Consider the following 24,802-nt stretch of genomic DNA (forward strand, 5'->3'; position numbering starts at 1 on the left):
GCCCGCCCCGCACATCCGGGAAAACCCCATTCCCGGACGGTGGTTCCCCGGGACGAGACGGAAGGAACGCGGTGAGGGCCGTCCCCCGCTGGCCGCTGTGGCTGGGCGCGCGGGTCCGCCGCGCCGCGGGCGCGGGCACCGTGATCGCGGCGGCCGCGCTGGCCTGCGGCTGGCCGTACTGGCGCGGGCATCCCGTCCCGGCCGCGGTCACGCTGGCGTGCTGCGGCGGCTTCGCCGCGGCGGGCGGCCTGCTGGCCGCCGGCCGGCTCGGGCGCCGCACCGGCGCGGCGTTCGTGTTCGCCGCCGCCGCGTGGGCCGTGACCTGGTCGGCGGCCTGGAACGGCGGGGCGGCGCCGCTGGTGTCGGTGTTCGCGCAATCGGTGTTCTTCGTCGCGATCGGCGTCGGCGTCGTCATCTACCCGGGCCGCCGCCCCGCGGGCGCCGCCGCCCGGCTGTGGACGGCCGCGGCCGTGCTGGTCATGGTCGGCGGGCAGGCGCTGCTGTGCGCGGTGTCGCGGCCCGAGTGGAACGGCTTCGCCGCCTCCGCGGTGTGGCCTTCGGTGCGTCCCGACGAGGAGGTGTTCCGCTGCGCGCAGCGCGCGGTGACGGTCGCGATGGTCGCGCTCGCCGGGGCGCTGGTGGTCATCCTCCTCGCGCGGCTGCCGCGGACCGGGCGGCTGGACCGGGCGTTCACCGTCCCGGTCGCGGCGGCCGTGACGGTCGGCGTCAGCGCGGCCCTGGCCGTCCAGGGGGCCCTGCTCGGCACCGCGGTCACGCTCGACGACGTCCTCGGCGTCTACTTCCTGCAGGGGTTCTGCGCCACGACGCTGCCGATCGTCTTCCTGTTCGCCGCGCTGCGCGCCCGGCTGGCGGAGCTGACCGTCGCCGAGCGGATGCACCGCCTCACCGCGCCCGTCTCGGTGGAGAAGGTCCGCGACGCCCTGCGCGGCGTCCTCGGCGACGCCGCCCTGGACCTGTGGCTGTGGGCCGACGGCGGCTACGTCGGCGTGGACGGGCGGCGGCCGGGCGCGCCGCACGGCCCGGGCCCGGGGCGCTGGCGGCACGAGGTCCGCACCTCGGGCGGGGAGCCGCTCGCCACCGTCGACCTCGCCGCCGCGCTCCGCGACCACGGGCCGCTCGTCGAGGCGGCGCTGACGGCCGGCGGCCGGGCGCTGGAGACCGTCCGGCTGCAGGCCGCCGCGCGCGCCGCCCTCGAACGGGCCCGCGACGCGCGCGAGCGCCTCGTGCGGGTCCAGGCCGCCGAGCGCGAGCGGCTCGCCGCGGACCTGCAGCGCAGCGCCCGCGCCCGGCTCCGCGCACTGGAGGAGACCCTCGCCCGGCTGGAGGGTGCCGCCGCGGACCCGGCGGCCCGCGAGCAGGCCCGGGGCTGCCGCCGCGAGCTCGCCGAGGCCGTCGCCGAGCTGGACGGCCTGGCCCGCGGCGTGCACCCGGCGATCCTGGCCGACGCCGGGCTGGCCCCCGCCATGGAGCTGGTGGCCGCCCGCGCCGCCGTGCCCGTCCGGCTCGACCTGCCGGCCGCCCGGTTCCCGCAGGAGATCGAGACGACCCTCTACTTCGCCCTCTGCGAGGCCCTCGCGAACGCGGTGAAGCACGCGCGGGCGGACGCGGTGGAGATGACGGTCCGCGCCGCCGGCGGCGGGGTGGTGGCCGAGGTCCGCGACGACGGCGCGGGCGGCGCGGCCCCGGCCCCGCACGGCGGCCTCGCCGGCCTGACCGACCGCGTCCGCGCCCTGCGCGGCGAGGTCGCGCTGGACAGCCCGCCGGGCGCCGGCACCACCCTGACGATCACCCTCCCGCTGCCGGGCTAGGCGTCGCCGCCGCGGTCCGGGGAGGTCTGGACGATGGGCAGCAGGTAGTGGCGGGCGAAGGCGCGGGCGCCCTCGTCGTCGAGCGGGATGTGCCCATCCGGGGTGAGGACCAGGGAGTGGGTGAGGCGGACGAGGATCTCGGCGACGAGCTCGGGGTCGACGCCGGCGGGGGCGGCGCCGAGGCGCTGCGCGGTGCGCAGCCGCCCGGCGAGGTAGCCGCGGGCGGCGGCGAGCAGCGGGCCCGCCTTGACCGTGGAGTGCGGCAGGATCAGCTCGGGCTCGACGACCATCAGACGGGTGATCAGCCGCTGCTCGCGGCTGATCCGCAGCGTGACGGCGAACCCCTCGACGAGGCGCTCCTCCAGGGTGGGCAGCGCGGCGACCGCCTCGTCCAGCTCGGCGAAGAAGCGCCGCGCCTCCCGCAGCAGCACGCCGGTGACGAGGTCGCCCTTGGTGGGGAAGCGCCGGTAGATGGTGGCGCGGCCGAGCCCGGACTCGCGGGCGACGTCGTCCATCGTGGTGCGGCGCGGGCCGTAGGCCTCGAAGGAGCGCAGGGCGGCGTCGAGGATCCGGTCGGTCTGGGGCTCGCTCCGCGGGCCCTCGGTGAGCAGGCTGCGCAGGAGTTCGTCGTCGGTGGTCATCGTGCGGCCGACTCTAGCCGCCGCCCGCCCGGCGGGCCCCTCGCATGGCGCGCAGGGCGACGGGGGAGTAGCGCAGCGGTTCGGGCGTCACCGCGCCGGCGAGCCGGACGGCGCGCGCGAAGGCGTCGAAGCCGCGCTGGTCGGCGGAGGTCCAGCGGAGCCCGAACCGCTCCCGCAGGACGGGCGGGAGCGTGGCGATCCCGGTCTTGCGGAGCGCCCGGCCCGGCGGGAGCGCGAGCCCCGTCCAGAGCGGCTTCGGCAGCGGCCAGTTCGGGGGCGGCGGCAGCGGCTCGCGGTCCAGGCGGATGAGCAGGTCGACGGTCGCGTTGCGTTCGAGGCGGTCCCGGACCATGCCGTCGAAGTAGGCGCGGAACGCGGCGGGGGAGCGCGGGAGGTGGCGCTCGGTGATGCCGAGGGCCAGCGCGAGGTCGCGCCACTCGCCGAACAGCGCCGCCTCCTTGACGGGGCCGAGGGGGCGGCCGAAGACCCGCTGGGTCTCGACCATGCCGTGGTACAAGGTCGCGTGCACCCACAGGTACGCCTCGGGGTTCAGCGCGTGGTAGCGGCGGCCTTCGGCGTCCACGCCCTTGATGCCCTTGTGGATCTCGCGGAGCCGGTCGGTCTCGGCCCGGCCGCGCTCCTCGCCCCGGTAGCCGAGGAAGGCGAACGTCGACTCCATGGTGCGCAGCAGGCGCCCCCACCGGTCGTTGAGGAAGTCGGAGTGGTCGGCGACGCCCGCGCCGACGACCGGGTGCGCGACCTGCATGAGCAGCGTGGCCCGGCCGGCGAACACGCCGCGCCAGTCGCCCGCGTACCGCCAGGTGAGCGAGGACGGCCCGGGGATGGCGCCGGCGGGACGGGGCGGCGCGGCGGCGGGAGGGGCTGCGGGGAGTCCGGTGGGGGTGTCGGCGGGGGTGTCGAGGTGTGGCATGGGCCCTCGCCCTCGTGAGACGACAATACGAAATCCGTATCATCGTATGCCGGAGAGCGCGGCCGGGCTAGTCCGCGGCGAGCGCGTCGAGGGCCTGCTCGGCGGTCGGGTGCGCGACGAGGTGCCGGTCCAGGCCGCTGCGTTCGATGATCGTCCGGAAGCGGCGGTCCAGGTCGGCCAGCACGAACTCGCCGCCGGCCCGGTGCGCGGCCTTCCAGATGATGATGAGCGCGTTGAGGCCGGAGGAGTCGCAGAACCCGACCCCGCCGGCGTCCAGCACGATCCGCGGCGGGGCCGGCACCTCCCGCATCTCGGCGAGGACGTGCTCGCGCAGCCGCTCGGCGGTGAGGATGGTGAGCTCACCGTCCGCCTCGACGAGCAGGCAGGGGCCGCGCACCTCGCTGCGGACGTGCAGCGCGTCGGCGGCGGCGTGGTCCGAGGTGTCACCGGCCCCGAGAGACATGCTGATCACCTTCCGTCGATCCCCGGGCACGCGACGTACCCGCGAGAGCGCGGATCATGCAGTGCCGCCGCCCGGCCGGCCCGCCGCGACGTACTCGATCGCGGCGTCGGCGAGGCGCCGCGCGGTGCCCTCGTAGCGGTCGCGCAGCTCCAGCAGGACCTGCTGGCCGCGGACGGCGGGCCACCCGGCGGGCAGGTGCTCGACCGGCAGCCGCGGGTCGGCGCGGACGAGCTGCAGCCACTCGGTGGTCATCCACAGGTAGCGGGCGAGGTCGTCGGGGCCGTGCGGGAGCGGATCGGGGCGGTCCCAGCGGTCCAGGAACGCGCGGTAGCCCTGGGCGAGGCCGTCGAGGTCGAACGCCTCGCGGAGCATGTGCGGGACGTCCGTCGGCTCCTCGGCCGGGCCCGCGAACACCTTCAGGTGCCCGTTCAGGTTGAGCCCGGCCACGATCGGCCGGACGTCCACCCGGGACGGCGCGATCCAGGTGCCGTTGCCGAGCGACCCGAACCCGGCCCAGGTCAGCCGGGCGCGCAGGTCGTGCCGGACGCGCTGCCACGACTCGGGCATGGAGAACGCGAGGACGGTCCAGCTGCCGTCCCAGTCGGTGTTGAGCACGCCGCGCCGCCAGACGCGGTCCTCGCCGTCGTGCAGGATCCGCTCCGAGCGGGGGGTGAGCCCGAAGTGCATGCGGCGGCCCTCGCGGTGCCGCGCCAGCAGCCCCCGGCCGACCATCCGGGTCAGCGTCGAGCGGACGGCGTGCTCGCCCACGCCGAGCCGGGCGAAGGTGTCGATGAAGCTGCCGGAGAACACCGCGATGTCGCGCCCCAGCACGTAGTTGCCGAGGTAGGTCAGCATCAGCGACTGCGGCCGGAGCCGCGGGGACGGCTCGTCGGACGGCACTGACCCGGCCGCGCTCTGTGCGTTCACCCGTTCGGCTCCCGTCATCCCGCCAGCGTAACGACGGCGCCGGGGCCCCGGTGACCGCCGTCACGCTGATGTTGGGCAAATCATTGACTGCCGTGAAGAATACGCCTAACTTCGGGGCACGCCCACCCCGGGAGGTCCCCAGTGCGCAAACTCGTCCCGCTTCTGGCCGCCACCGTCCTCGCCGCCGCCGCGTGCGGCTCGGGCGGTGGATCCGGCGCCGGATCCACCCTCAAGATCGGCTTCATCGAGTCGCTGACCGGCAACTACGCGCCGCTCGGCGGCGAGGCCAAGAAGACCGTGGAGCTCGCCGTCGAGCAGCTCAACGGCGCCGGCGGCATCGACGGCCGGAAGATCGAACTGATCACCCTCGACGACAAGACCGCCCCCGACCAGGGCGTGCTGCACTTCAACAAGCTCAAGTCCGAGAAGGTCACCGCGATCATCGGCTCGACGTTCTCCAACGTCGGCCTCGCGGTGGAGCCGCTCGCCGAGCGCGAGCGGATCCCCTACATCTCGCTGGCCCCGGCCGACGAGCAGGTGGATCCCATCCGCGAGTACACCTTCGTCGTCCCGGCGATCTCCTCCACCTACGCGCAGGCGATGCTCGGGTACTTCAAGGCGCACCAGATCACCAGGGTCGCGGTCGCCTACGACACCAAGAGCGCCTACGCCAAGGCCGGGTTCGCGGGCATGAAGAAGTACGCGGGCCAGTACGGCGTCCAGATCGTCAAGGAGGAGACCTACGAGACGACGGCGTCCGACTTCAGCCCGCTGTTCACCCACGTCCGCGACTCCGACGCGCAGGCGCTGGTGGCCTGGGCGAGCGGCGCGCCCGGTGTCACGCTGGCCAAGCAGTACCCCTCGTCCGGGCTGAAGCTGCCGCTCTACATGACCGGCTCGCAGGCCAGCAAGCTGTGGCTCGACCCGGTCGGCAAGGCCGCCGAGGGCGTGTACGTCCAGTCGGCGATCGGCGTCGTCGGCGAGCACCTGCCGGACGGGAAGCTGAAGCAGTCCGTCCAGGAGATGTCCGTGCCGTTCAAGCAGAAGTACGGCTACGAGCCGCCGCAGTTCGCGATGGACGGCTACGCCGGCGTCAAGCTGCTCGCCGCCGCGATCGACAAGGCCGGCACCGACCGGGAGAAGATCCGGGACGCGCTGGAGAGCCTCACCCTCGTCACGCCCTGCGGCCAGTACGCCTACTCCAAGACCGACCACTCCGGCCTGAAGCCCACCGACATCTCGATGAACCAGGTGAAGGACGGCAAGCTCGTCCCCACCGAGTGGTCGGTGAAGCAGCTCGCCGAGACCGCGAAGGCGGCCGGATGACGACCCTGCTGGACATCGGCGCCGTCGGCCGCGCGTTCGGCGGCGTGTACGCCGTCCGCGACGTCGCGATGGCGGTCGCCGAGGGCGAGACCCGCGCCGTGATCGGCCCCAACGGCGCGGGCAAGTCCACCCTGTTCAACCTGATCAGCGGCCACCTCGCCGCCGACCACGGCACCCTCTCCTACGCGGGCCGCCGGATCGACCGGCTGCCGCCGCACGCGCGCGCCCGGCTGGGGATCGCGATCGTTTTCCAGGGCGCCCGGCTGTTCCACGGCATGACCGCGCTGGAGAACGTCATGGTCGGCGCGCACGCCCGCACCCGGCACGGCTTCGCCTCCGCCGTCCTCCGGCTGCCCGCGCACCGCCGCGAGGAGGCCGAGATCAGGGCGGACGCGCTGGCCGCGCTCGACCGGGTCGGGCTGCGCGACTGGGCGCACCGCTCGGCCGACGTCCTGCCGCTCGGCCAGCAGCGGTCGCTGCAGGTGGCGCGGGCCCTGTGCGCCCGCCCCCGGCTCCTGCTGCTGGACGAGCCCGCCTCCGGCCTGCGCGCCGCCGAGCGGGAGGCCCTCGCGCAGCTGGTCGAGGGCCTGCGCGCGGAGGGGCTGACGATGATGCTCGTCGAGCACGACGTCGCGTTCGTCTCCCGCCTCGCCGACCGGGTCGCCGTCCTGGACCTCGGCCGCCTCATCGCCGAGGGCACCCCCGCCGAGATCCGCGACGACCCGGCGGTCATCACGGCCTATCTCGGGAGTGAGGCCGCGTGAGCGCCGTGATCGAGGTGGAGGACCTCGTCGTGCGGTACGGGACGGCGACCGCGCTCGACCGGGTCGGGCTGACCGTGGGGGCCGGGGAGCTGGTCGCGCTCATCGGCCCGAACGGGGCGGGCAAGACCTCGCTCGTCAACGCGGTCCTCGGCGTGCTGCGCCCGGCGGCGGGACGGGTGGACCTGCGCGGGCGGGTCGCCCTCGTCCCCGAGGGGAGGCAGATGTTCGACGACCTGACCGTCGAGGACAACCTCGTCCTCGGCGCGTGGCGGCGCCGCCGCGCGAAGGGCGCGCGCGACACCGCGCGCGTGTACGAGGTGCTGCCGCAGCTCGCCGACCTGCGCCGGCGCCGCGCCGGGTCGCTGTCGGGCGGGCAGCAGCAGATGGTCGCGTTCGGGCGGGCGCTGATGGCCGAGCCCGACGCGATCGTGGTGGACGAGCTGTCGCTCGGCCTCGCCCCGCTCGTCACCGCCGACCTCGCCGAGCACCTGCGCGCGCTGAACGCCGAGCGCGGCCTCGCCGTCCTGCTGATCGAGCAGAACGCGCGGCTCGCGCTGGACCTGTGCGGGCGCGGCTACGTCCTGGAGGCGGGCCGCGTCCGCGCCGAGGGCACCGCCGCCGACCTCGCGGCCGGGCCCGACGTCGCCGACGCCTACCTCGGCGGGCGCGCCGGCACCGAGGGGGAGACATGAGCGCCTTCCTGCAGTACCTGATCTCCGGGGTCGCCACCGGCTGCGGCTTCGCGCTGCTGGCGAGCGGCCTGGTCGCGATCCACCGCGTGACCCGGGTGGTGAACTTCGCGCAGGGCATGTTCGCCGTCGTCGGCGGGATGGCGGCCGGGTCGCTGCTGGGGGCCGGGCTGCCGCACGGCGCCGCCGAGGCCGCCGCCGTCGTCGTCGCGGGCGCGGTCGGGCTCGCGGTCGGGGCCGCCGCCACCGGCAGGCGCGGGACGTCCCCGCAGTCGGCGCTGATCGTCACGCTCGGGGTCGGCTTCCTCGCCTACGCGGTGGAGATCATGATCTGGGGTGACAATCCGCGCTCGCACGCCGGGCTGGGCGGCAGCGCGACCGTGTTCGGCGCGCACGTCCAGCGGCAGTCGTTCCTCGTCATCGGGGTCGCCGCCGCCGTGTTCGCGCTGCTCGCGCTGTTCTTCGGGCGCACCTACACGGGCAAGGCGCTGAGCGCGTGCGCGTCCAACCCGTACGCGGCGCGCACCCTCGGCATCGACCCGCTGAAGATGGGCCTGGTCGCGTTCGCGCTCGGCGGGATGCTCGGCGGCCTCGCCGGGGTGCTGCTCACCCCGCTGCAGCCCATCTCCTACAACAGCGACGTCCTGCTGATCACCAACGGGTTCGCGGCGGCGGTGCTCGGCGGCCTGAACCGCCCGGTGGTCGCGCTCGCCGGCGCGCTGACCCTCGGCGTCGCCGAGGCGATGGTCGCGGGCTACGGCGAGGCGTCCTACCAGACCGTCGTCGCGCTGGCGCTGATGCTGGCCATCATGATGGTGCGGGCCTCGCGGAGGACCGCGCTGCAGGAGGAGGCCGCCCGATGAGCGTGTCCGTCCGCAAGAACCGGCCGGCGGCCGGGGCCGCCGCGCCCGCGTCCCGGCGGCGGCCCGGCCCGGGCGCGCTCGCCGCGGCGGCCGTCGCCGCCGCCGCGCTGCTGGCCCCCGCGGTGCTGCCCGCGACGCAGGTGTCGGTGTACGTCCTGCTGCTGCTGTCCGCGACCGTGGTCGTCGGGCTGTCGATGCTGATGGGGTACGCCGGGCAGGTCTCGCTCGGCCAGGCGTCCTTCACCATGATCGGCGGGTACACGGCGGCGCTGACCGCGACGCACGGCCTGCCGACCTGGCTCGGGCTGCTGCTCGCCCCGGCCGCCGCCGCGGCGTGCGCCGCGCTCGTCGGCGTCCCGCTGCTGCGGCTGCGCGGCCACCAGCTCGCGTTCGCGACGCTCGCCATCCAGCTGATCCTGCTCAGCCTCGTCGGGCGGCAGGAGTGGACGGGCGGCGACATCGGCCTGCAGGGCGTGCCGCGGCTCCGGATCGCCGGGTACGAGTTCGCGAGTGAGGTCTCCTACGCCTACCTGGCCCTCGCCGCACTCGGGCTGGTCGTGTTGGTCACCCGGCACATCGTGACGTCCCGGCCGGGGCGCGGGCTGCGGGCGCTGGCGACCAGCGAGGTCGCCGCCGCCTCCTCCGGGGTGCCGGTGGCCGTGTACAAGCAGGCGGTGTTCAGCCTGTCGGCCGGGTTCGCGGGGCTCGCGGGCGGCGTCTACGCCTTCTACATCGGCTACGTCGCGCCCGGCTCGTTCCCCGTCCTGCTGTCGTTCGAGTACGTCGTGATGGTCGTTGTCGGCGGCGCCGGGACGATCTGGGGCGCGCTAGCCGGCGCCACCGCCATCACCCTGCTGCTCCAGCTGCTCAACGACATCGGCACCCGGGAGGGGATGCCCGCGTCGGCGCCCGCCGTCCTGTCCTACGCGGTCTACGGGCTGCTGCTCATCGCGGTCGTGCTGTTCCTGCCGAAGGGGCTCGTGCCGTCCGCCGCCGCGTGGTGGGATCGCCGCACGGCCTCGAAACCGACGGAGGGGTGACGCGCATGCGCAACGAAGGACTGGGGTCGTGGCCCGCGCGCCGCGCCCGCAAGACCCCGCGGGCGACGGCCCTCGTCCACGAGGGCACCGCGCTCACCTACGCCGCCCTGCTCGACCGCGTCGCGCGCCTGGCCCGCGCGCTGCGCGCGCTCGGCGTCCGGCCCGGCGACCGCGTCGCCTACCTCGGCCCCAACCACCCGTCGTTCCTGGAGGCGCTGTTCGCGACCGGGATGCTCGGCGGGATCTTCGTCCCGCTGAACACCCGGCTCGCCGGGCCGGAGATCGCCTACCAGCTGGACGACTCGGGCGCGTCCGTCCTCATCCACGCCGCGTCGCACGCGGCACTGGCCGACGGCATCTCCGGTGGCCCCGTGCGGGAGCGCGTCGCGCTCGGCGGCGGGTACGAGGACCTGCTCGCCGGCGCGGACGGCGACCCCCTGGACCTGCCCGTCGCCCTCGGCGACCCCTGCATGATCATGTACACGTCCGGGACGACCGGGCGGGCCAAGGGCGCGACGCTCACCCACGGCAACATCACCTGGAACGCGATCAACGTCCTGATCGACCACGACCTCGTCGCGGGCGAGGTGGCGCTCGTGTCGGCGCCGCTGTTCCACACCGCCGGGCTCAACATGCTCACGCTGCCGGTGCTGCTCAAGGGCGGGACGTGCGTGCTCGTCGCCGCGTTCGACCCCGCCGCGACCCTGTCCCTGGTCGAGCAGCACCGGGTGACGTTCATGTTCGGGGTGCCGACGATGTTCGAGCGGGTCGCCCGCGAACCCGGCTGGGAGGCCGCCGACCTGTCCTCGCTGCGCATCCTGACCTGCGGCGGCGCGCCGGTGCCGCCGCCGCTCATCGAGACCTACCAGAAGCGGGGCCTGACGTTCCTGCAGGGCTACGGCATGACCGAGGCGTCCCCCGGCGTGCTGTTCCTGGACGCCGAGCACGCGGTGCCGAAGGCCGGGTCGGCCGGGGTGCCGCACTTCTTCAGCGACGTGCGCGTCGTCGGCCCGGACCTGGCGGACGCGGCGCCCGGCGAGACCGGCGAGGTCGTCGTCCAGGGCCCGCACGTCATGAGCGGCTACTGGGGGCGGCCCGCCGACACCGCCGCCGTGCTCCGCGACGGCTGGTTCCACAGCGGCGACGCCGCCCGCCTCGACGCCGACGGCTACGCCTACATCGTCGACCGCATCAAGGACATGATCATCTCCGGCGGCGAGAACGTGTACCCGGCGGAGGTCGAGCACGTGATCCTCGCCGCCAACCCCGGCGTGGCCGAGTGCGCGGTCATCGGCGTCCCGGACCCCGCGTGGGGCGAGGCGTGCCGCGCCGTGCTCGTCCCGCGCCCCGGCGCGCAGGTGAGCCCGGCGGAGGTGATCGCGTCGCTGTCCGGCAGACTGGCCCGCTACAAGGTCCCCAAGTCGGCGGTCGTCGCCGCGGAGCTTCCCCGCAACGCCGCCGGGAAGATCCTGAAGGCGCGGCTGCGGGAGGAGTTCGGCGACCCATGACGGCGGGCGGCGGGAGCGCGCGGCCCCCCGCGCGGCCCCCGGGCGGCGGCGGCCGGCCGACGGTCACCAGCCGCGTGCTGGACATCCTGGAGGCGTTCTCCGCCGAGCGCGACGCGCTCACCATCACCCAGATCAGCCGGCGCGCGGGCCTGCCGCTGTCCACCGCGCACCGCCTGGTCGGCGAGCTGGCCTGCTGGGGCGCGCTCGAACGCGACGCGGGCGGGCTGTACCGGATCGGGCTGCGGCTGTTCGAGGTCGCGGCCCTCGCGCCCCGCGGCCCCGCGCTGCGCGCCGCCGCGATGCCGTTCCTGGAGGACCTGTACGAGGCGACGCACGAGAACGTCCACCTCGCCGTCCTGGACGGCCTCGACGTCGTCTACATCGAGCGGATCTCCGCCCGCGACGCCGTGCACGTCCTGTCCCGTGTCGGCGGCCGGTGGCCCGCCCACGCGACGGGCGTCGGCCTGGCGCTGCTCGCGCACGCCGACCCCGCGCTGCAGGAGCGCGCCATCGCCGCGCCGCTGCGCCGCTTCACCGACCGGACGATCGGCACCGGCGCGGAGCTGCGCCGCGTCCTCGCCGAGGTCCGCCGCGCCGGCGTCGCGGTCAGCGACGGCCAGGTGGAGACGTTCGCCCTGTCGGTCGGCGCACCCGTCTACGGCCCGGACGACACCGTCGTCGCGGCGGTCGCGATCGTCGTGCCGTCCGACGGATGGGACGCGCGGGCGCTGATCCCGGTCGTGCGCGCCAGCGCCCGCGGCATCTCCCGCGCGCTCGGCGCGCCCCGCGCCCTGCGCCCGCCCGAGACGGCGCTGCACAACCGCTGACCTGTTCTTCCACCGGACTTCTTCCGTTGGACGGAATGGGTGTGGCCCGGCTCACCCTCCCGCCGCGATGGTCGTCGTGACCCTGCCATCTCTGCCATCCACGGAGGAGCGACCCATGGTCTTCGCGCGCAACCAGTGGTACGTGGCCGCCTACGGCCGGGAGGTCGGCGACGGCCTGCTCGCCCGGACGATCTGCGGCGAGCCCCTCGTCCTGTACCGGACGCGGGCGGGGGAGGCGGTCGCGCTCGCCGACCGGTGCGTGCACCGCCGCTTCCCGCTCTCGGAGAGCAACCGGGACGGCGACCGGATCGTCTGCGGCTACCACGGCTTCACCTACGCCCCCGACGGCGTGTGCGTCGCCGTGCCGGGGCAGGCCCGCGTCCCGCGCACCGCCCGTGTCCGCGCCTACCAGGTCGTCGAGCAGGACTCCTTCATCTGGGTCTGGATCGGCGACGGCGAGGGCGACGCGTCCGCGATCCCGCGCGCCGCGTGGTTCGACTCGCCGGAGTACACGACCGTCCGCGGGATGGAGCCGCTCGCCGCCCGCTACGAGCTGCTCGTCGACAACCTGCTCGACCTGTCCCACGAGACCTACCTGCACGCGGGCCACATCGGCACGCCGGAGGTGGCGCAGACCCCGATCAACACGGAGGTCGACGAGGAGGCGGGCATCGTCTACGTGAGCCGCCGCATGAAGGACGTGGAGTGCCCGCCGTTCTATTCGCGGTCGACCGGAATCGAGGGGCGCATCGACCGCTGGCAGGACATCGAGTACCACCCGCCGTGCCTCTACCTCCTGCACAGCCGCATCGCGCCGACCGGTGTGGAGCCGGGCCCGGACGGCGACGACTCGCGGGCGTTCCACGTCGAGGTCGGCTACGCCATCACCCCCGAGACCGAGACGAGCACGCACGACTTCTGGCTGGTCGCCCGCGACTTCGCCCTGGAGGACGAGAAGGTGTCGCAGTTCCTGGCCGGCAGCAACCGGACGGTCGTCCTCCAGGACGTGGAGGCGCTGAACGTCCTGGAGAAGGTCATCGCGTCCGAGCCGGAGGGCTACCAGGAGCTGTCCATCAACATCGACACCGGCGGCCTCGCCGCCCGCCGCCTCCTGGCGCGGCAGACGGCCCGATGAGCGCGGGCCCAGCGCCGGGCCGCCTGCGGGTCGAGTGGTCGCCGGGCTCGGACACCCTCACCGGCAGCTGCCACTGCGGCGCCCAGCACACCGCCGAGGACCCGATCGAGATCTGGGCGTGGCTCCTCGCCCATCCGGACCATCCGGTGCCCTGACCTGCCCACTCGCCGAGATCCTCGCCGGGACCGCCATATTCTCGATGAGCCGCCTTCACCGGGTAGTTAGCTTAGGCTAGCCTCATACCGTGCTGTCCCCCGCGCGAACCGGCCCGCCGCGATCCCCGGCGAAGGGAGGCGGGCGGCGCGGCGCTCACCGGATCTGGCTGCCCCTGCTCGCGGCCGTGCTGCTGGCGACGGTGGTGGCGAGCCTCGCGATCGGCGCCGGGGACGTCCCGTTCGGGCGGGTGCTCCCGGGCGTGTTCTCCCCGGACGACGGGTCCCGGGCGGAGCTGATCGTGCACGAGCTGCGGCTGCCCCGCACGCTGCTCGGCATCGCCGTCGGCGCGGCGCTCGGCCTCGCCGGCGCGGTGATGCAGGCCCTCACCCGCAACCCGCTCGCCGAGCCGGGGCTGCTCGGCGTGAACGGCGGCGCCGCCTTCGCGGTCGTGCTCGTCATCGGCTTCGCCGACGCCGGCGAACCGCTCGTCTACGTGTGGGCGGCGTTCGCCGGCGCGGCGGGCGCGGCGGTCCTCGTCTACATGATCGGCGCGCGGGGGCGCGGCGGGGCGTCGCCCGCGCGGCTGGTGCTCGCCGGCGCGGCCCTCAACGCCGTGTTCAGCGCGATGACGGCCGGGGTCATGCTGCTCACCCCGGCCAACTTCAACGGCTTCCGGTTCTGGCAGGTCGGCTCGCTCGGCGGGCGCGAGCTCGCGGTGTTCTACCGGGTGCTGCCGTTCGTGGTGGCGGGAGCGGTCCTGGCGCTGCTGCTGGCCCGCCCGCTGAACGCCCTCGGCATGGGCGACGAGGCGGGCCGCGCCCTCGGCTCCCGCCCCGGCCGGACGCGGGCGCTCGGCGCGCTCGCCGTGGTGCTGCTGTGCGGTTCGGCGACCGCGGCGGCCGGGCCGATCTGGTTCCTCGGGCTCGCCGTCCCGTTCATCGTCCGCGCGGCCGCCGGCCCCGACCAGCGGCTCGTCCTGCCGTACTCGCTGCTGCTCGCGCCCGTGCTGCTGCTCGGCGCCGACATCATCGGCCGGGTCGTCGCGCCCGGCGAACTGGAGACCGGCATCGTCACCGCGTTCCTCGGGGCGCCGCTGTTCGCGGTGATGGTCCGGCGGGGGAGGACGCGCGACCTATGAGAGTGCTGCGCGCGGGCGGCGTGTCGCTGCGGTGGGAGCCGCGGGCGGCGGCGGTGTGCGGGGTGCTGGCGGCGGTCGCGGCCTGCGCCGCCGTCCTCGTCGTCGGATCGGGGGAGTTCCCGATCTCGCCGCCGGACGTGGTCCGCGCCGTCGCCGGGCAGGGCGACCGGGCCACCGAGTTCATCGTCCGGACGCTGCGGCTGCCGCGGGCCGTCACCGGGCTGCTCGCCGGGCTCGCGCTCGGCCTCAGCGGCGCGATCTTCCAGAGCATCTCCCGCAACCCGCTCGGCAGCCCCGACCTCATCGGCTTCACCACCGGCTCGGCGACCGGCGCGCTGCTGCAGATCCTGGTGTTCGGCGGCGGCGCCGTCGCGATCACGGTCTCCTCGGTCGCGGGCGCGGTGCTCACCGCCCTGGCCGTCTACCTGGTCGCCTACCGGCCCGGCGGCGGCGTCCACGGCGTCCGGCTGGTGCTGATCGGCGTCGCGGCGGCGGCGATGCTGGAGGCGTTCAACTCCTACCTCATCACCCGCGCCGAGCTGCGCGAGGCGTACGAGGCCGCGTTCTGGCTCACCGGCAGCCTGAACGGGCGCGACTGGGACCAGGCCGTCCCGCTGGCGCTCGCGCTGGCGGTGCTCGTCCCGGCGGCGCTGCTGCTCGCCCGCCCGCTCGGCATGGGCGAGCTGGGCGACGACGCGGCGCAGGCGCTCGGCGTGCCGGTCCAGCGGACCCGCGCGCTGCTCACGGTCGCCGGGGTCGGCCTCGTCGCGGCGGCGACGGCGGCGGCGGGCCCCGTCCCGTTCGTCGCGCTCGCCGCGCCGCAGCTCGCCCGCCGGCTGACCCGCCGCCCCGGCGCGCAGCTGCTGCCCGCGGCGCTGACCGGCGCCGCGCTGCTCGCCTGCGGCGACCTCATCTCGCTGCACCTGCCGGTCGCGGTGCCGGTGGGCGTCGTCACCGGCGTCCTCGGCGGCGTGTACCTGGCCTGGCTGCTGTCCACCACCGGACGGAAGGGGACGACATGACCCGGCTGCGCGCGGCGGACCTCACGCTCGCCTACGAGAGGCGCGTCGTCGCCGAAGGGCTCGGCGTGGAGATCCCGGACGGGTCGTTCACCGTCATCGTCGGGCCGAACGCGTGCGGGAAGTCGACGCTGCTGCGCGCCCTCGCCCGGCTGCTGCGCCCCCGCGCCGGCACGGTCTACCTCGACGGCGAGCCGATCGCGGCACTGCCGCCGAAGCGGCTCGCGCGGCGGCTCGGGCTGCTGCCGCAGTCGCCGCTCACCCCGGAGGGCATCACGGCCCGCGACCTCGTCGCGCGCGGCCGCTACCCGCACCAGAGCCTGCTGCGCCAGTGGTCGCGGGAGGACGAGGCGGTCGTCGCCGAGGTGATGGACGCGGTCGGCGTGACCGGCCTCGCCGACCGGGTGGTGGACGAGCTGTCCGGCGGCCAGCGCCAGCGGGTGTGGCTCGCGCTCGTCCTGGCCCAGCAGACCGGCATCCTGCTGCTGGACGAGCCGACGACGTACCTGGACATCGCCCACCAGATCGAGGTCCTCGACCTGTGCGCGCGCCTCCACGAGGAGGGCCGCACGCTCGTCGCGGTGCTGCACGACCTCAACCACGCCTGCCGCTACGCCACCCACCTGATCGCGATGCGCGACGGCGAGGTGCTCGCCGAGGGGCCGCCCGCCGAGATCGTGACGGCCGGTCTGGTGGAGCGGGTGTTCGGGCTCCCGTGCCGCGTCATCCCGGACCCGGAGACCGAGACGCCGCTGATCGTCCCGGCCGGGCGGCGGCGGGCGTTGACGGCCGAAACCCCCTGAATTAGGTTAGCCTTACCTAATTTTGGAAGGGGTTCCGTGCTGACCTGGGAAGAGCTGCACACCGCGCTGACCGACGTGCTGGGCGAGGACGCGGGAGCCGACGACAACCTCATCGAGCTCGGGATGGACTCGATCCGGCTGATGCGGCTGACCGGCCGGCTGCGCCGCCGCGGCATCGAGGTCCGCTTCGCCGAACTGGCCGAGCGCCCCACGCTCGCCGGATGGTGGGAGCTCCTCGCCGCGAAGGGCCAGGTGGAGCCCGCCGCCGGACCGCCCGCGATGGAGCCGGCCGACATCGAGCCGGACGGCCCCTTCCCTCTCGCCCTGATGCAGCACGCGTACTGGATCGGCCGCGACTCCGGCCAGTCGCTCGGCTCCGTCGCCGCCCACCTGTACGTCGAGCTGGACGGCCGCGCCATCGACCCCGCCCGGTTCGAGGGCGCCGTCCGCGGCCTGGCCGCACGGCACCCGATGCTGCGCGTGGCCGTGTCCGACGACGGCACGCAGCGGATCCTGCCCGAGCGTCCGGGGCCCGCCGTGACCGTCCACGATCTGCGCTCGGCGGACGAACCGGACGCCGAACTCGAACGCGTCCGGGCCGAGATGTCGCGGCAGCGCCTCCCGATCGAGGACGGCCGCGTCTTCGACGCCCGCCTCAGCCTCCTGCCCGGCGGCACCGCCCGCCTGCACCTGGACGTCGACATGGTCGCCGCCGACGCGATGAGCTACCGCGTCATGCTCGCCGACCTCGCCGCGCTGTACGAGGGCGAGACGCTCGCGCCGATCCGGTACGGGTACGCCCGCTACCTCGCCGACGACCCGCGCGCCGCCGCGCGCGAGCAGGACCGCCAGTGGTGGGCCGAGCGCCTCGCGGACCTCCCCGGCCCGCCGGAACTGCCCGTCGTCCCCGAGCCGGGCGACCGCGTCGAGCGCAGGCACCACTGGCTGGCACCCGGCGACAAGGCCCGCCTCATCGCGCGCGCCCACGCCGAGGGCGTCACCCCGGCGATGGCGCTCGCGGCCGTGTTCGCCGAGGTCATCGGGGCCTGGTCGGCGACGCCGCGCTTCCTGCTGAACCTGCCGCTGTTCCACCGCGAGCCCGTCCACCCGGACGTGGACGCGGTCGTCGGCGACTTCACCGGCTCCATCATGCTCGAAGCCGACCTCCGCGAGGACCTCCCGTTCATCGAGCGGGCGCGCGGGCTCCAGGCCAACCTGCACACGGCGGGCGCGCACAGCGACTACTCCGGCCTCGAGGTGCTGCGCGACCTGTCGCGGCAGCGCGGCGAGCAGGTCCTCGCCCCGATCGTCCACACCAGCGCGCTGAACCTCGGGGAGCTGTTCGGCGAGCGCGTCCGCGAGCACTTCGGCGAGCCGGAGTGGATCATCTCGCAGGGCCCGCAGGTGCTGCTGGACGCGCAGGTCACCGAGGTGTCCGGCGGGCTGCTGCTGAACTGGGACGTGCGCGTCCCGGCGTTCCCGGACGGCGTCGCCGAGGCGATGTTCGAGGCGTACACCTCCGCGATCACCCGGCTGGGCGCGGCGGGCGCCGACTGGTCGGAGCCGCTCGGCGTCGCGGCTCCCGCGTCGCGGCTCCGCGTCCGGCACGAGCTGAACGCGACCCCCGCCCCGCCGCCGCGCACGCTCACCGAGGGCTTCTTCGGGCACGCCCGCCGCCGCCCGGACGCCCCCGCCCTGCACTGGGGCGACGACGGCGCCCTCACCTACGGCGAACTGGCCTCCCGCGCCCTGCGCACCGCGTCCGCGCTCGCGGCCGCCGGTGTGCGTCCGGGCGACCGCGTCTCGGTCGAGCTGCCCAAGAGCCCGGCGCAGGTCACCGCCGCCCTCGGCGTGCTCGCGGCCGGTGCCGCGTACGTCCCGATCGGCCCCGAGCAGCCGGACGCCCGCCGCGCGAGGATCCGCGCGAGCGCCGGCGTCGCGGCGTCCCTGGTCCCCGCCAGTGAATTCGAGGCCGGGATCAGCGTCGGAGGCGCGGTGCTCGCCGGCGCGCCCGCCGAGGCCGAGCCGCTGCCGGAACCGGTGGCCGTCCGTCCCGACCAGGTCGCCTACGTGCTGTTCACGTCGGGGTCGACCGGGGAGCCGAAGGGCGTCGAGGTCTCGCACGGCGCGGCGATGAACACCATCGGCGACCTGGTCGAGCGGTTCGCGATCGCGGAGGACGACGTCACCTTCGCGATCTCCGCGCTGGACTTCGACCTTTCGGTGTTCGACCTGTTCGCGGCCTGGTCGGCGGGCGGCGCGGTCGTCCTGCCGGACGAGGACGAGCGGCGCGACGCCGTCCGCTGGGCCGAACTGGTGCGCCGCTGGTCGGTGAGCGTGCTGAACTGCGTCCCGTCCGTGCTGGAGATGCTGCTGCACGCGGGCCGCCCGGAGAGTCTGCGGCTCGTCCTGCTGGGCGGCGACTGGGTCGGCACGCACCTGCCCGCACTGCTGGCGGAACGTGCGCCGCGCTGCCGTTTCGCCGCCCTGGGCGGGACGACGGAGACGGCGATCCACTCCACGGTGCAGGAGGTCGCGGGGGAGGTGCCGGCCGACTGGCACGCCGTCCCGTACGGGGTGCCGCTGCGCGGCGTCGCGTGCCGGGTCGTGGACGGCCTCGGCCGCGACCGCCCCGACTGGGTCGCGGGCGAGCTGTGGATCGGCGGCGCAGGCGTCGCGGACGGCTACGCCGGCGACCCGGAGCGCACCGCCGACCGGTTCGTCGTCCACGACGGCGTCCGCTGGTACCGGACGGGCGACCTGGCCCGCTACCGCCCCGACGGCACCCTGGAATTCCTCGGCCGCCGCGACCACCAGGTCAAGGTGCGCGGCTTCCGCATCGAACTCGGCGAGGTCGAGGCCGCGCTGCAGGACCATCCGGCGGTCGGCCGCGCCGTCGCGCTCCTGGCCGGCGGGCAGTTGGCCGCCGCCGTCGTGGCGTCCGGCGACCTCGACGAAGTGCTGGAGCACGCCCGCGCTCTCCTTCCGCCGCACATGGTGCCGGAACGGCTCGTCCGGGTGGACGAGCTGCCGCTCACCGCGAACGGCAAGGTCGACCGCAAGGCCCTCACCGCGCTCGCCGCCGCCGAGCAGGGCGAGGCGCCCTACGCCGAGCCGTCGACGCCGCTGGAGAAGGTGCTGGCCCGGATCGCCGCCGACGTGCTGGGGGAGGAGCGCGTCGGCGCGGACGCCGACTTCTTCGCGCTCGGCGGCGACTCCGTCCTCGCGACCACGGTGGTCGCGCGGCTGCGGGAGGCGCTCGACACGACCGCGCTGCCCGTCCGGGTGCTGTTCGCCGAGCGGACCGTCGCGCGCGTCTGCCGCCGCTTCACCGAACTGGAGGACGAGCCGGGGCGCCTGGAGGCCGTCGCCGCGATCTGGCTGGAGGTCGAGGCGATGACCGAGGAGGAGGTCACCGCCCGCCTCGGCTGATCAGCCGGCCCCGGGTTCGGGCTCCGGGCGCATCGTCGCCGTCCGGAGCCCGGTCAGGGTCAGCGCCAGTGCCAGCGCGAGGACGGCGCTGACCGTCCCGTACAGGACGATGGCGGCGCCCGGCGCGAGGTACCGGCCGAGGGCCCCGGCCCCCAGCGACCCGATCGCGCCGCCGCCCGTCTCCTGCGCGGCCCAGAGCGCGTTGACGCGTCCCAGATGCGAGTCGGGCGTGTGCGACTGGATCAGCCCGTACCGCAGGATCTCCTCGATCGACTGGACGAACCCGTACACGAACAGGATCGCGACGGCGAGCGCCGGATGGCGGGCCAGGCCCAGGCAGGCGAGCGCCGCGAACCCGGTCACGGACGCGACGAGCAGTGCCAGCCCCGGCGCCCGCGCCGACCCCGCCCAGCCGCTCGTCACCGACGCGAGCACCGCCCCGCACGCGGGCGCGGCGAACAGCAGCCCGACCGTGGTGGCGCCGCCGTCCAGGCTCCGCTCCGCGAACGCGGGCATCAGCACGGGGATGCCGCCCGCGACCATGAACAGCAGCCCGAGGAGCATCAGCGACCCCACGACCCGGTGGGACGCGACGAACCGGAACCCGTCCCCGATGGCCTTCAGCGGGTTGCCCGGCGGCTCGGCCGTCTCGGGCTTGAGCACGGGCAGCGTCGTGAGCAGCCCGATCGTGCCGAGGGTGCCGGCGGCGGCCGCCGCGTAGTTCCAGCCGACGCCGAACGCCGACACGATGACCCCGCCGAGCGCGGGCGAGGCCATCGACCCGAGCCGGACGGTCAGCGCGTTCAGCGCGCCCGCCGCGACGAGCTTGTCCGCGGCCACCAGCGCGGGCGTCGCGGCGAGCAGCGCGGTGACGCTGACGCCGGTCATCAGGCCGTCCCACGCGGCCAGGGCGTACAGGGCCGCGAGCGACGGGGACGGCAGGAACGCGTTCAGCGCCAGCAGCACGAACCCGATCCCGGCGGCCGTCCGGGCGCGCAGCAGCAGCCGCCGCCGGTCGCCCTTGTCGGCGAGCGTGCCGCCCCACAGGAACCCGGCGAGCAGCGCGAACCCCTCCGCCGCCGACACCCCGCCGACATGGACGGTCGACCCGGTCAGGTCGTACACCTGGACGGGCAGCGCGACGGCCAGCATCCCGATCCCGAAGACCGAGACCGTGCGGGCGATGAACACGTTGCGGAACGGCCTGCTGTCGCGCAGCGGACCGATGTCCATGGCAAGTCGCCGGAGCATCCTCGGGGTTCTCCTCTGCCGGGGGAGTAGCTAAGGTAAGCCTAGCCTTAGTTGATCGTGGAGAAGAGGACGAAGCGGTGCAGCGGATGCTGATGAACGGAAAGATCCACCGCGCGACCGTCACCCAGGCGGATCTGCACTACGTGGGCTCCCTGACGATCGACGCGGACCTCATGGCCGCGGCCGACATCGTCGAGGGCGAGCAGGTCCACGTCGTCGACATCACCAACGGCTCCCGTCTCGTCACCTACGCCATCACCGGCGAGGCGGGCAGCGGCGTCATCGGGATCAACGGCGCCGCCGCACGCCGGGTCCAGCCCGGCGACATGGTCATCATCATCACCTACGCGTCCGTGGACGAGTCCGCCCGGGACCGCCACGAGCCCCGCGTCGTCCACGTCGACGCCGCCAACCGCATCGTCGCCCTCGGCTCCGACCCGGCCGAGCCGGTCCCCGGCGCCCCCGCCCAGCTGGCCGGGCGGTGAGCATGGACGGCTTCACCCCCTGGCCGGCCGACCTCGAAGCCCGCTACACGGCCGAGGGCTACTGGAAGGACCGCCTCCTCGGCGACGTCCTGCGCGGCGACCCGTCCCGCACGGCCCTCATCGCGGGCGGCGACCGCCTCACCTACGCCGACCTGGACGCCCGCGCCGCCCGCGCCGCCGCGGGCCACCTGGCCCTCGGCGTCGGCCGGGGCGACCGCGTCGTCGTCCAGCTCCCGAACACGACCGCCTTCGTCGTCACCTTCCTCGCCCTCGTCCGCATCGGCGCGGTACCCGTCCTGGCCCTGCCCGCGCACCGCGAGAGCGAGATCCGCTACCTGTGCGAGCTGTCGGAGGCCCGCGCCTACATCTGCGCCGACCGCGACGGCGACTTCGACTACCGCGCCATGGCCCGCACCCTCCCCGTCGACCACGTGATCGTGGACGGCGACGCGGAGGAGTTCACCCCGCTCTCGTCGGTGGACGCCGACCCCGTCGCGCTCACGCCGCCGTCCCCGTCCGACATCGGCGTCTTCCTGCTCTCCGGCGGCACGACCGGCCTGCCGAAGCTGATCCCCCGGACGCACCGCGACTACGTCTACAACCTGGAGGCCAGCGCCGAGGTCTGCGGCTTCACACCGGCCACCGTCTACCTGGTCGTCCTGCCCGCCGCGCACAACTTCGCCCTGGCCTGCCCCGGCATCCTCGGCGTCTTCGCCACCGGCGGCACGGTCGTCCTGTCCCCGTCCGGCTCGCCCGACGAGGCGTTCCCCCTCATCGAACGCGAGCGTGCGACGGTCTGCGCGACCGTCCCCCCGATCGCGCTCCTCTGGCTGGAGGCGGTGTCCTGGCAGGAGGAGGACATCTCGTCCCTGGAACTCCTCCAGGTCGGCGGCGCCAAGCTCGCCGCCGAACGCGCCGCCGAAGTACCGGGCACCCTCGGCTGCCAGGTCCAGCAGGTCTTCGGCATGGCCGAGGGCCTCCTCAACTACACCCGCCTGGACGACCCCGGCGACCTCGTCGCACAGACCCAGGGCCGCCCGCTCTCACCCGCCGACGAGATCCGGATCGTCGACGAGGACGGCGAGCAGGTGGCCCCCGGCGAGGTCGGCGAACTCCTGACCCGGGGCCCGTACACCCTGCGCGGCTACTACCGCGCCCCCGAGCACAACGCCCGCTCCTTCACCCCGGACGGCTTCTACCGGACCGGCGACCTCGTCCGGCGGCTCCCGTCCGGCCACCTGATCGTCGAGGGCCGCGAGAAGGACCAGATCAACCGGGGCGGCGACAAGGTCTCCGCCGAGGAACTGGAGAACCACCTCCTGGCCCACCCCGCCGTCCACGACGCCGCCGTGGTGGGCGTCCCCGACCCCATGATGGGGGAGCGGACCTGCGCCTTCCTCATCCTCAGGGACGCCGCGAAGGCCCCCACCCTCCCCGAGGTCAAGGAGTTCCTCCGCACCCGAGGCCTGGCCGCCTACAAATTCCCCGACCGCCTCGAAACAGCCGACGCCTTCCCCCGCACCCCCGTAGGAAAAATCAGCAAAAAGACCCTGGCGGCCCGAGTGACGTCCTCCTGACGCGTCCCCGTCACCCGCCGGCCGCCGGGGAGAGGCGGCCGGCGGTGAGACGGCTGATCCCCGCCGACAACTCCTCGCTCGACCCCTGCCAGAACGCGCTCACGTTGATGAAGAACGGCGCCTCGTACATCTCAAGGTTCGCCCGCATCCCGTCCTGCCGCTCACGCGGCGCCCGCGCCACAAAACCCACCGCATCCGCCGGCCTGACGCAGAGCAGCAGATCCCCCGTCTCCGCCCGGCGCATGAAGACGGACTCCACTTCCGGCCACGAGATGCCCTGACCACCCGTGACATGGACGCCCTCCGAGTCCAGCCACGCCACCGAGCCGGCACCGCCCTGCCGCACCTGGACGAACCAGCTGAGGGCCGCGAGCAACGTTCCGAAAAGCGAGACGCCCCAAAGCGCGACCAGAACAATTCCGAACCCCGAATCGGGAGAAGCCACCGCCAGCACGACGAGCAGCACCAGCGACACCACGAGAAGCGCCACGACGACCCAGCGCCACGGTCTGCGCGGCGCAGCGAACACGAGCCTGTCACCATCCGAGCGCACCGACCGCCCCTTCCGTCCTCACAGCCAGAGGATGACGTTAAGAGTAGGGGCCTGAATGAACCGGAAGGCATTCTGCGCCTTCCCCGCCGCATCCGGCTGCGCCGGCGAAACGGCGGTCGTCGCGACGACATACCGGTCCCGGCTCCCCACCTGCCCGACCTGAGCACCGCCCGGAGGCTCCAGATCGCCACCCGGCACGAACCGCAGATCGGTATGCCGCAGACGCCGCGCGGCATCACCCGCCGCGCCGGCATCGGCGAACCTGAGCACGTGGCTGCTGACCAGCACCCCGTCCGTGGTCCTGAACGCGATCTCGATCCGCCCCTCGCACCCGGCCCGCCGCAGGACACCACGGGCCTGCTCACTGGTCGCACCGGCGCGGCAGCCCTTCTCGTCGTCCAGCACCTTGGCCGCCGTACGCTCGTAGGTCTCCGAGCGTCCGCCGAAGGCGTTCTCGAACCGGATGTCATCGTCGTAGAACGTGTTCACCTCGAACGCCGGACCGCCGCCGGAAGAGGACCCGGCGGCCACAAGCACGATGGCGACCGGCGCCCCCAGAACGGTCACCCCGAGAACCGCCGCGATAGAACCGAGCGCAACACGCCACCGCCGCTCCCGCCTCTCCCAGCGCCGCACATGCTCGACCCCCACCGCGCCAGATCCCGAAGACCCGAGCACCGCCAGCCCACCGCTGTCCACCGGCGCGGGCGGCGCCTGCGCCAGAACGACGACCGTCTTGGCCCGCCGGTCGTGCAGGCACTGGCCGAGCCGTTCGTCCTTCCGGTGCTCCCACGGATCAGTGATCAGCGGAACGGACGAGGACGCCCGGGAGAGCGTGTACCGCCGAAAGGACCGCCGCCACCCCGGCGCCCGCGTCCCGTCCTCCGCGCACACCACCCGGATCCCGGCGACCCGCTGCCCGACCGTGCACCCCCACCGCGCGATCCCCCCGACCCGTAACAACGCAGGTCCCACCATGGCCAGCAGCATGACCGGAACGGCCACCCACATCAGCTGCGAAGAGGAGGAGCCCTCAGCCAGAAAGACGAACGCATAGACCGGCGACACGGCCACGAGGAGCACCACCACGGCCACAAGGAAGTCGACGGCCCGAGCAGCAACCCGCTGCCGAGTACTCGCCAACACCCGAACGACACGCCCGTTCTCGTCCACGATCTGCTGTGGCGGAGTACCGGCTGGAAGGTACACAGGAGAGGTCATGAGGCCACATGCAACCACAGCAAGGCGCCACTCACAGTCTTCAATCGAACGAGCCCACATGCTTTAGGAGAAGCCAAAGCCGAATGTGCGAGGCGCGAACGTTCGTTAACAGCGGTGCTCACCGCTTCTACGCCCGAACTCTCCGTTCTCTGAAGCAGCCCAAAGCCTGTCGGGCGGGTTCACGAGGCGCCCGCCGAGAGGGGGCCGCTGCTCCACCCGGGAGG

At 74.6% G+C, this 24,802-nt stretch carries 23 protein-coding genes; 16 read left to right on the forward strand and 7 right to left on the reverse strand.

Annotated features, from left to right (window positions below; genetic code table 11):
* Window positions 1-71: 71 nt before the first annotated feature.
* Window positions 72-1,829, forward strand: a complete 1,758-nt coding sequence (locus tag HUT06_RS19490) for an ATP-binding protein (protein WP_176197048.1) — start codon at window positions 72-74, stop codon at window positions 1,827-1,829.
* Here HUT06_RS19490 and HUT06_RS19495 read toward each other — a convergent pair.
* From HUT06_RS19495 to HUT06_RS19510, 4 genes are all read right to left on the reverse strand, one after another.
* Window positions 1,826-2,470: a TetR/AcrR family transcriptional regulator gene (locus tag HUT06_RS19495; RefSeq protein ID WP_176197049.1), complete on the reverse strand. Its 645-nt coding sequence runs from the start codon at window positions 2,468-2,470 to the stop codon at window positions 1,826-1,828. The genes HUT06_RS19490 and HUT06_RS19495 overlap by 4 nt on opposite strands.
* A gap of 13 nt (window positions 2,471-2,483) precedes the next feature.
* A complete protein-coding gene (locus HUT06_RS19500) occupies window positions 2,484-3,401 on the reverse strand; it encodes an oxygenase MpaB family protein (protein ID WP_176197050.1) in 918 nt (305 codons plus the stop codon).
* 67 nt (window positions 3,402-3,468) lie between these two features.
* The gene (locus HUT06_RS19505) at window positions 3,469-3,864 is read right to left on the reverse strand and encodes an STAS domain-containing protein (protein ID WP_176197051.1); all 396 of its coding nucleotides are present in this window, start codon (window positions 3,862-3,864) and stop codon (window positions 3,469-3,471) included.
* Between the two features lie 54 nt (window positions 3,865-3,918).
* Window positions 3,919-4,809 (reverse strand): PaaX family transcriptional regulator C-terminal domain-containing protein, encoded by an 891-nt coding sequence (locus tag HUT06_RS19510; RefSeq protein ID WP_254715274.1) that lies wholly within the window; start codon window positions 4,807-4,809, stop codon window positions 3,919-3,921.
* A gap of 123 nt (window positions 4,810-4,932) precedes the next feature.
* Here HUT06_RS19510 and HUT06_RS19515 point away from each other — a divergent pair, with 123 nt between their 5' ends.
* The 13 genes from HUT06_RS19515 to HUT06_RS19575 all read left to right on the forward strand — a co-directional run bounded on the left by HUT06_RS19515 (window position 4,933) and on the right by HUT06_RS19575 (window position 19,491).
* The gene (locus HUT06_RS19515) at window positions 4,933-6,117 is read left to right on the forward strand and encodes an ABC transporter substrate-binding protein (RefSeq protein ID WP_176197052.1); all 1,185 of its coding nucleotides are present in this window, start codon (window positions 4,933-4,935) and stop codon (window positions 6,115-6,117) included.
* A complete protein-coding gene (locus HUT06_RS19520) occupies window positions 6,114-6,881 on the forward strand; it encodes an ABC transporter ATP-binding protein (RefSeq protein WP_176197053.1) in 768 nt (255 codons plus the stop codon). Before HUT06_RS19515 ends, HUT06_RS19520 begins: the two co-directional genes overlap by 4 nt.
* The gene (locus tag HUT06_RS19525; protein WP_254715275.1) at window positions 6,878-7,573 is read left to right on the forward strand and encodes an ABC transporter ATP-binding protein; all 696 of its coding nucleotides are present in this window, start codon (window positions 6,878-6,880) and stop codon (window positions 7,571-7,573) included. Before HUT06_RS19520 ends, HUT06_RS19525 begins: the two co-directional genes overlap by 4 nt.
* Window positions 7,570-8,433, forward strand: a complete 864-nt coding sequence (locus HUT06_RS19530; protein ID WP_176197054.1) for a branched-chain amino acid ABC transporter permease — start codon at window positions 7,570-7,572, stop codon at window positions 8,431-8,433. Before HUT06_RS19525 ends, HUT06_RS19530 begins: the two co-directional genes overlap by 4 nt.
* Entirely contained in the window at window positions 8,430-9,473 is a 1,044-nt protein-coding gene (locus HUT06_RS19535; RefSeq protein ID WP_176197055.1) for a branched-chain amino acid ABC transporter permease, read from the forward strand. The genes HUT06_RS19530 and HUT06_RS19535 overlap by 4 nt, the downstream gene beginning before the upstream one ends.
* A 5-nt stretch (window positions 9,474-9,478) precedes the next feature.
* On the forward strand, window positions 9,479-10,981 hold the full coding sequence (locus HUT06_RS19540; RefSeq protein WP_176197056.1) for a long-chain fatty acid--CoA ligase: 1,503 nt from the start codon (window positions 9,479-9,481) through the stop codon (window positions 10,979-10,981).
* A complete protein-coding gene (locus tag HUT06_RS19545) occupies window positions 10,978-11,808 on the forward strand; it encodes an IclR family transcriptional regulator (RefSeq protein WP_176197057.1) in 831 nt (276 codons plus the stop codon). The genes HUT06_RS19540 and HUT06_RS19545 overlap by 4 nt, the downstream gene beginning before the upstream one ends.
* Window positions 11,809-11,923: 115 nt before the next feature.
* Window positions 11,924-12,943: an aromatic ring-hydroxylating dioxygenase subunit alpha gene (locus HUT06_RS19550; protein WP_176197058.1), complete on the forward strand. Its 1,020-nt coding sequence runs from the start codon at window positions 11,924-11,926 to the stop codon at window positions 12,941-12,943.
* Complete coding sequence (locus tag HUT06_RS19555) at window positions 12,940-13,098, forward strand: hypothetical protein (protein WP_176197059.1); 159 nt, start codon at window positions 12,940-12,942, stop codon at window positions 13,096-13,098. The genes HUT06_RS19550 and HUT06_RS19555 overlap by 4 nt, the downstream gene beginning before the upstream one ends.
* An 89-nt stretch (window positions 13,099-13,187) precedes the next feature.
* Window positions 13,188-14,237, forward strand: coding sequence for an iron ABC transporter permease (locus HUT06_RS19560; protein ID WP_217711347.1), 1,050 nt, complete (start codon window positions 13,188-13,190; stop codon window positions 14,235-14,237).
* Window positions 14,234-15,259, forward strand: coding sequence for an iron chelate uptake ABC transporter family permease subunit (locus tag HUT06_RS19565; RefSeq protein ID WP_176197060.1), 1,026 nt, complete (start codon window positions 14,234-14,236; stop codon window positions 15,257-15,259). The genes HUT06_RS19560 and HUT06_RS19565 overlap by 4 nt, the downstream gene beginning before the upstream one ends.
* Complete coding sequence (locus HUT06_RS19570; RefSeq protein WP_176197061.1) at window positions 15,256-16,059, forward strand: ABC transporter ATP-binding protein; 804 nt, start codon at window positions 15,256-15,258, stop codon at window positions 16,057-16,059. The genes HUT06_RS19565 and HUT06_RS19570 overlap by 4 nt, the downstream gene beginning before the upstream one ends.
* A 36-nt stretch (window positions 16,060-16,095) precedes the next feature.
* Window positions 16,096-19,491, forward strand: a complete 3,396-nt coding sequence (locus HUT06_RS19575; protein WP_176197062.1) for a non-ribosomal peptide synthetase — start codon at window positions 16,096-16,098, stop codon at window positions 19,489-19,491.
* Here the strand turns inward: HUT06_RS19575 and entS are convergent, their stop codons facing one another.
* On the reverse strand, window positions 19,492-20,742 hold the full coding sequence (entS, locus tag HUT06_RS19580; protein ID WP_176197063.1) for an enterobactin transporter EntS: 1,251 nt from the start codon (window positions 20,740-20,742) through the stop codon (window positions 19,492-19,494).
* 77 nt (window positions 20,743-20,819) lie between these two features.
* Between entS and panD the strand changes: the two genes are divergently transcribed.
* Together panD and HUT06_RS19590 are read left to right on the forward strand one after the other, a co-directional pair.
* On the forward strand, window positions 20,820-21,227 hold the full coding sequence (gene panD / locus HUT06_RS19585) for an aspartate 1-decarboxylase (protein WP_176197064.1): 408 nt from the start codon (window positions 20,820-20,822) through the stop codon (window positions 21,225-21,227).
* 2 nt (window positions 21,228-21,229) lie between these two features.
* Window positions 21,230-22,804 (forward strand): (2,3-dihydroxybenzoyl)adenylate synthase, encoded by a 1,575-nt coding sequence (locus HUT06_RS19590; RefSeq protein WP_176197065.1) that lies wholly within the window; start codon window positions 21,230-21,232, stop codon window positions 22,802-22,804.
* Between the two features lie 10 nt (window positions 22,805-22,814).
* On the opposite strand, the gene HUT06_RS19595 is transcribed toward HUT06_RS19590, so the two are convergent.
* Together HUT06_RS19595 and HUT06_RS19600 are read right to left on the reverse strand one after the other, a co-directional pair.
* A complete protein-coding gene (locus HUT06_RS19595; RefSeq protein ID WP_176197066.1) occupies window positions 22,815-23,357 on the reverse strand; it encodes a hypothetical protein in 543 nt (180 codons plus the stop codon).
* Between the two features lie 18 nt (window positions 23,358-23,375).
* The gene (locus HUT06_RS19600) at window positions 23,376-24,530 is read right to left on the reverse strand and encodes an RDD family protein (RefSeq protein WP_176197067.1); all 1,155 of its coding nucleotides are present in this window, start codon (window positions 24,528-24,530) and stop codon (window positions 23,376-23,378) included.
* Between the last annotated feature and the right edge of the window lie 272 nt (window positions 24,531-24,802).

It is taken from the genome of Actinomadura sp. NAK00032, from assembly GCF_013364275.1.
In the GTDB taxonomy this organism is placed as follows: domain Bacteria; phylum Actinomycetota; class Actinomycetes; order Streptosporangiales; family Streptosporangiaceae; genus Spirillospora.

Excerpts from the sequence above, each read along its gene's own strand:
- HUT06_RS19540 (WP_176197056.1), top strand. The coding sequence starts at position 9,479 with ATGCGCAACGAAGGACTGGGGTCGTGGCCCGCGCGCCGCGCCCGCAAG.
- HUT06_RS19550 (WP_176197058.1), top strand. The coding sequence starts at position 11,924 with ATGGTCTTCGCGCGCAACCAGTGGTACGTGGCCGCCTACGGCCGGGAG.
- HUT06_RS19545 (WP_176197057.1), top strand. The coding sequence starts at position 10,978 with ATGACGGCGGGCGGCGGGAGCGCGCGGCCCCCCGCGCGGCCCCCGGGC.
- HUT06_RS19590 (WP_176197065.1), top strand. The coding sequence starts at position 21,230 with ATGGACGGCTTCACCCCCTGGCCGGCCGACCTCGAAGCCCGCTACACG.
- HUT06_RS19510 (WP_254715274.1), bottom strand. The coding sequence starts at position 4,809 with ATGACGGGAGCCGAACGGGTGAACGCACAGAGCGCGGCCGGGTCAGTG.
- HUT06_RS19495 (WP_176197049.1), bottom strand. The coding sequence starts at position 2,470 with ATGACCACCGACGACGAACTCCTGCGCAGCCTGCTCACCGAGGGCCCG.
- HUT06_RS19570 (WP_176197061.1), top strand. The coding sequence starts at position 15,256 with ATGACCCGGCTGCGCGCGGCGGACCTCACGCTCGCCTACGAGAGGCGC.
- HUT06_RS19505 (WP_176197051.1), bottom strand. The coding sequence starts at position 3,864 with ATGTCTCTCGGGGCCGGTGACACCTCGGACCACGCCGCCGCCGACGCG.
- HUT06_RS19565 (WP_176197060.1), top strand. The coding sequence starts at position 14,234 with ATGAGAGTGCTGCGCGCGGGCGGCGTGTCGCTGCGGTGGGAGCCGCGG.
- HUT06_RS19555 (WP_176197059.1), top strand. The coding sequence starts at position 12,940 with ATGAGCGCGGGCCCAGCGCCGGGCCGCCTGCGGGTCGAGTGGTCGCCG.
- HUT06_RS19500 (WP_176197050.1), bottom strand. The coding sequence starts at position 3,401 with ATGCCACACCTCGACACCCCCGCCGACACCCCCACCGGACTCCCCGCA.
- entS (WP_176197063.1), bottom strand. The coding sequence starts at position 20,742 with ATGCTCCGGCGACTTGCCATGGACATCGGTCCGCTGCGCGACAGCAGG.
- HUT06_RS19530 (WP_176197054.1), top strand. The coding sequence starts at position 7,570 with ATGAGCGCCTTCCTGCAGTACCTGATCTCCGGGGTCGCCACCGGCTGC.
- HUT06_RS19520 (WP_176197053.1), top strand. The coding sequence starts at position 6,114 with ATGACGACCCTGCTGGACATCGGCGCCGTCGGCCGCGCGTTCGGCGGC.
- HUT06_RS19535 (WP_176197055.1), top strand. The coding sequence starts at position 8,430 with ATGAGCGTGTCCGTCCGCAAGAACCGGCCGGCGGCCGGGGCCGCCGCG.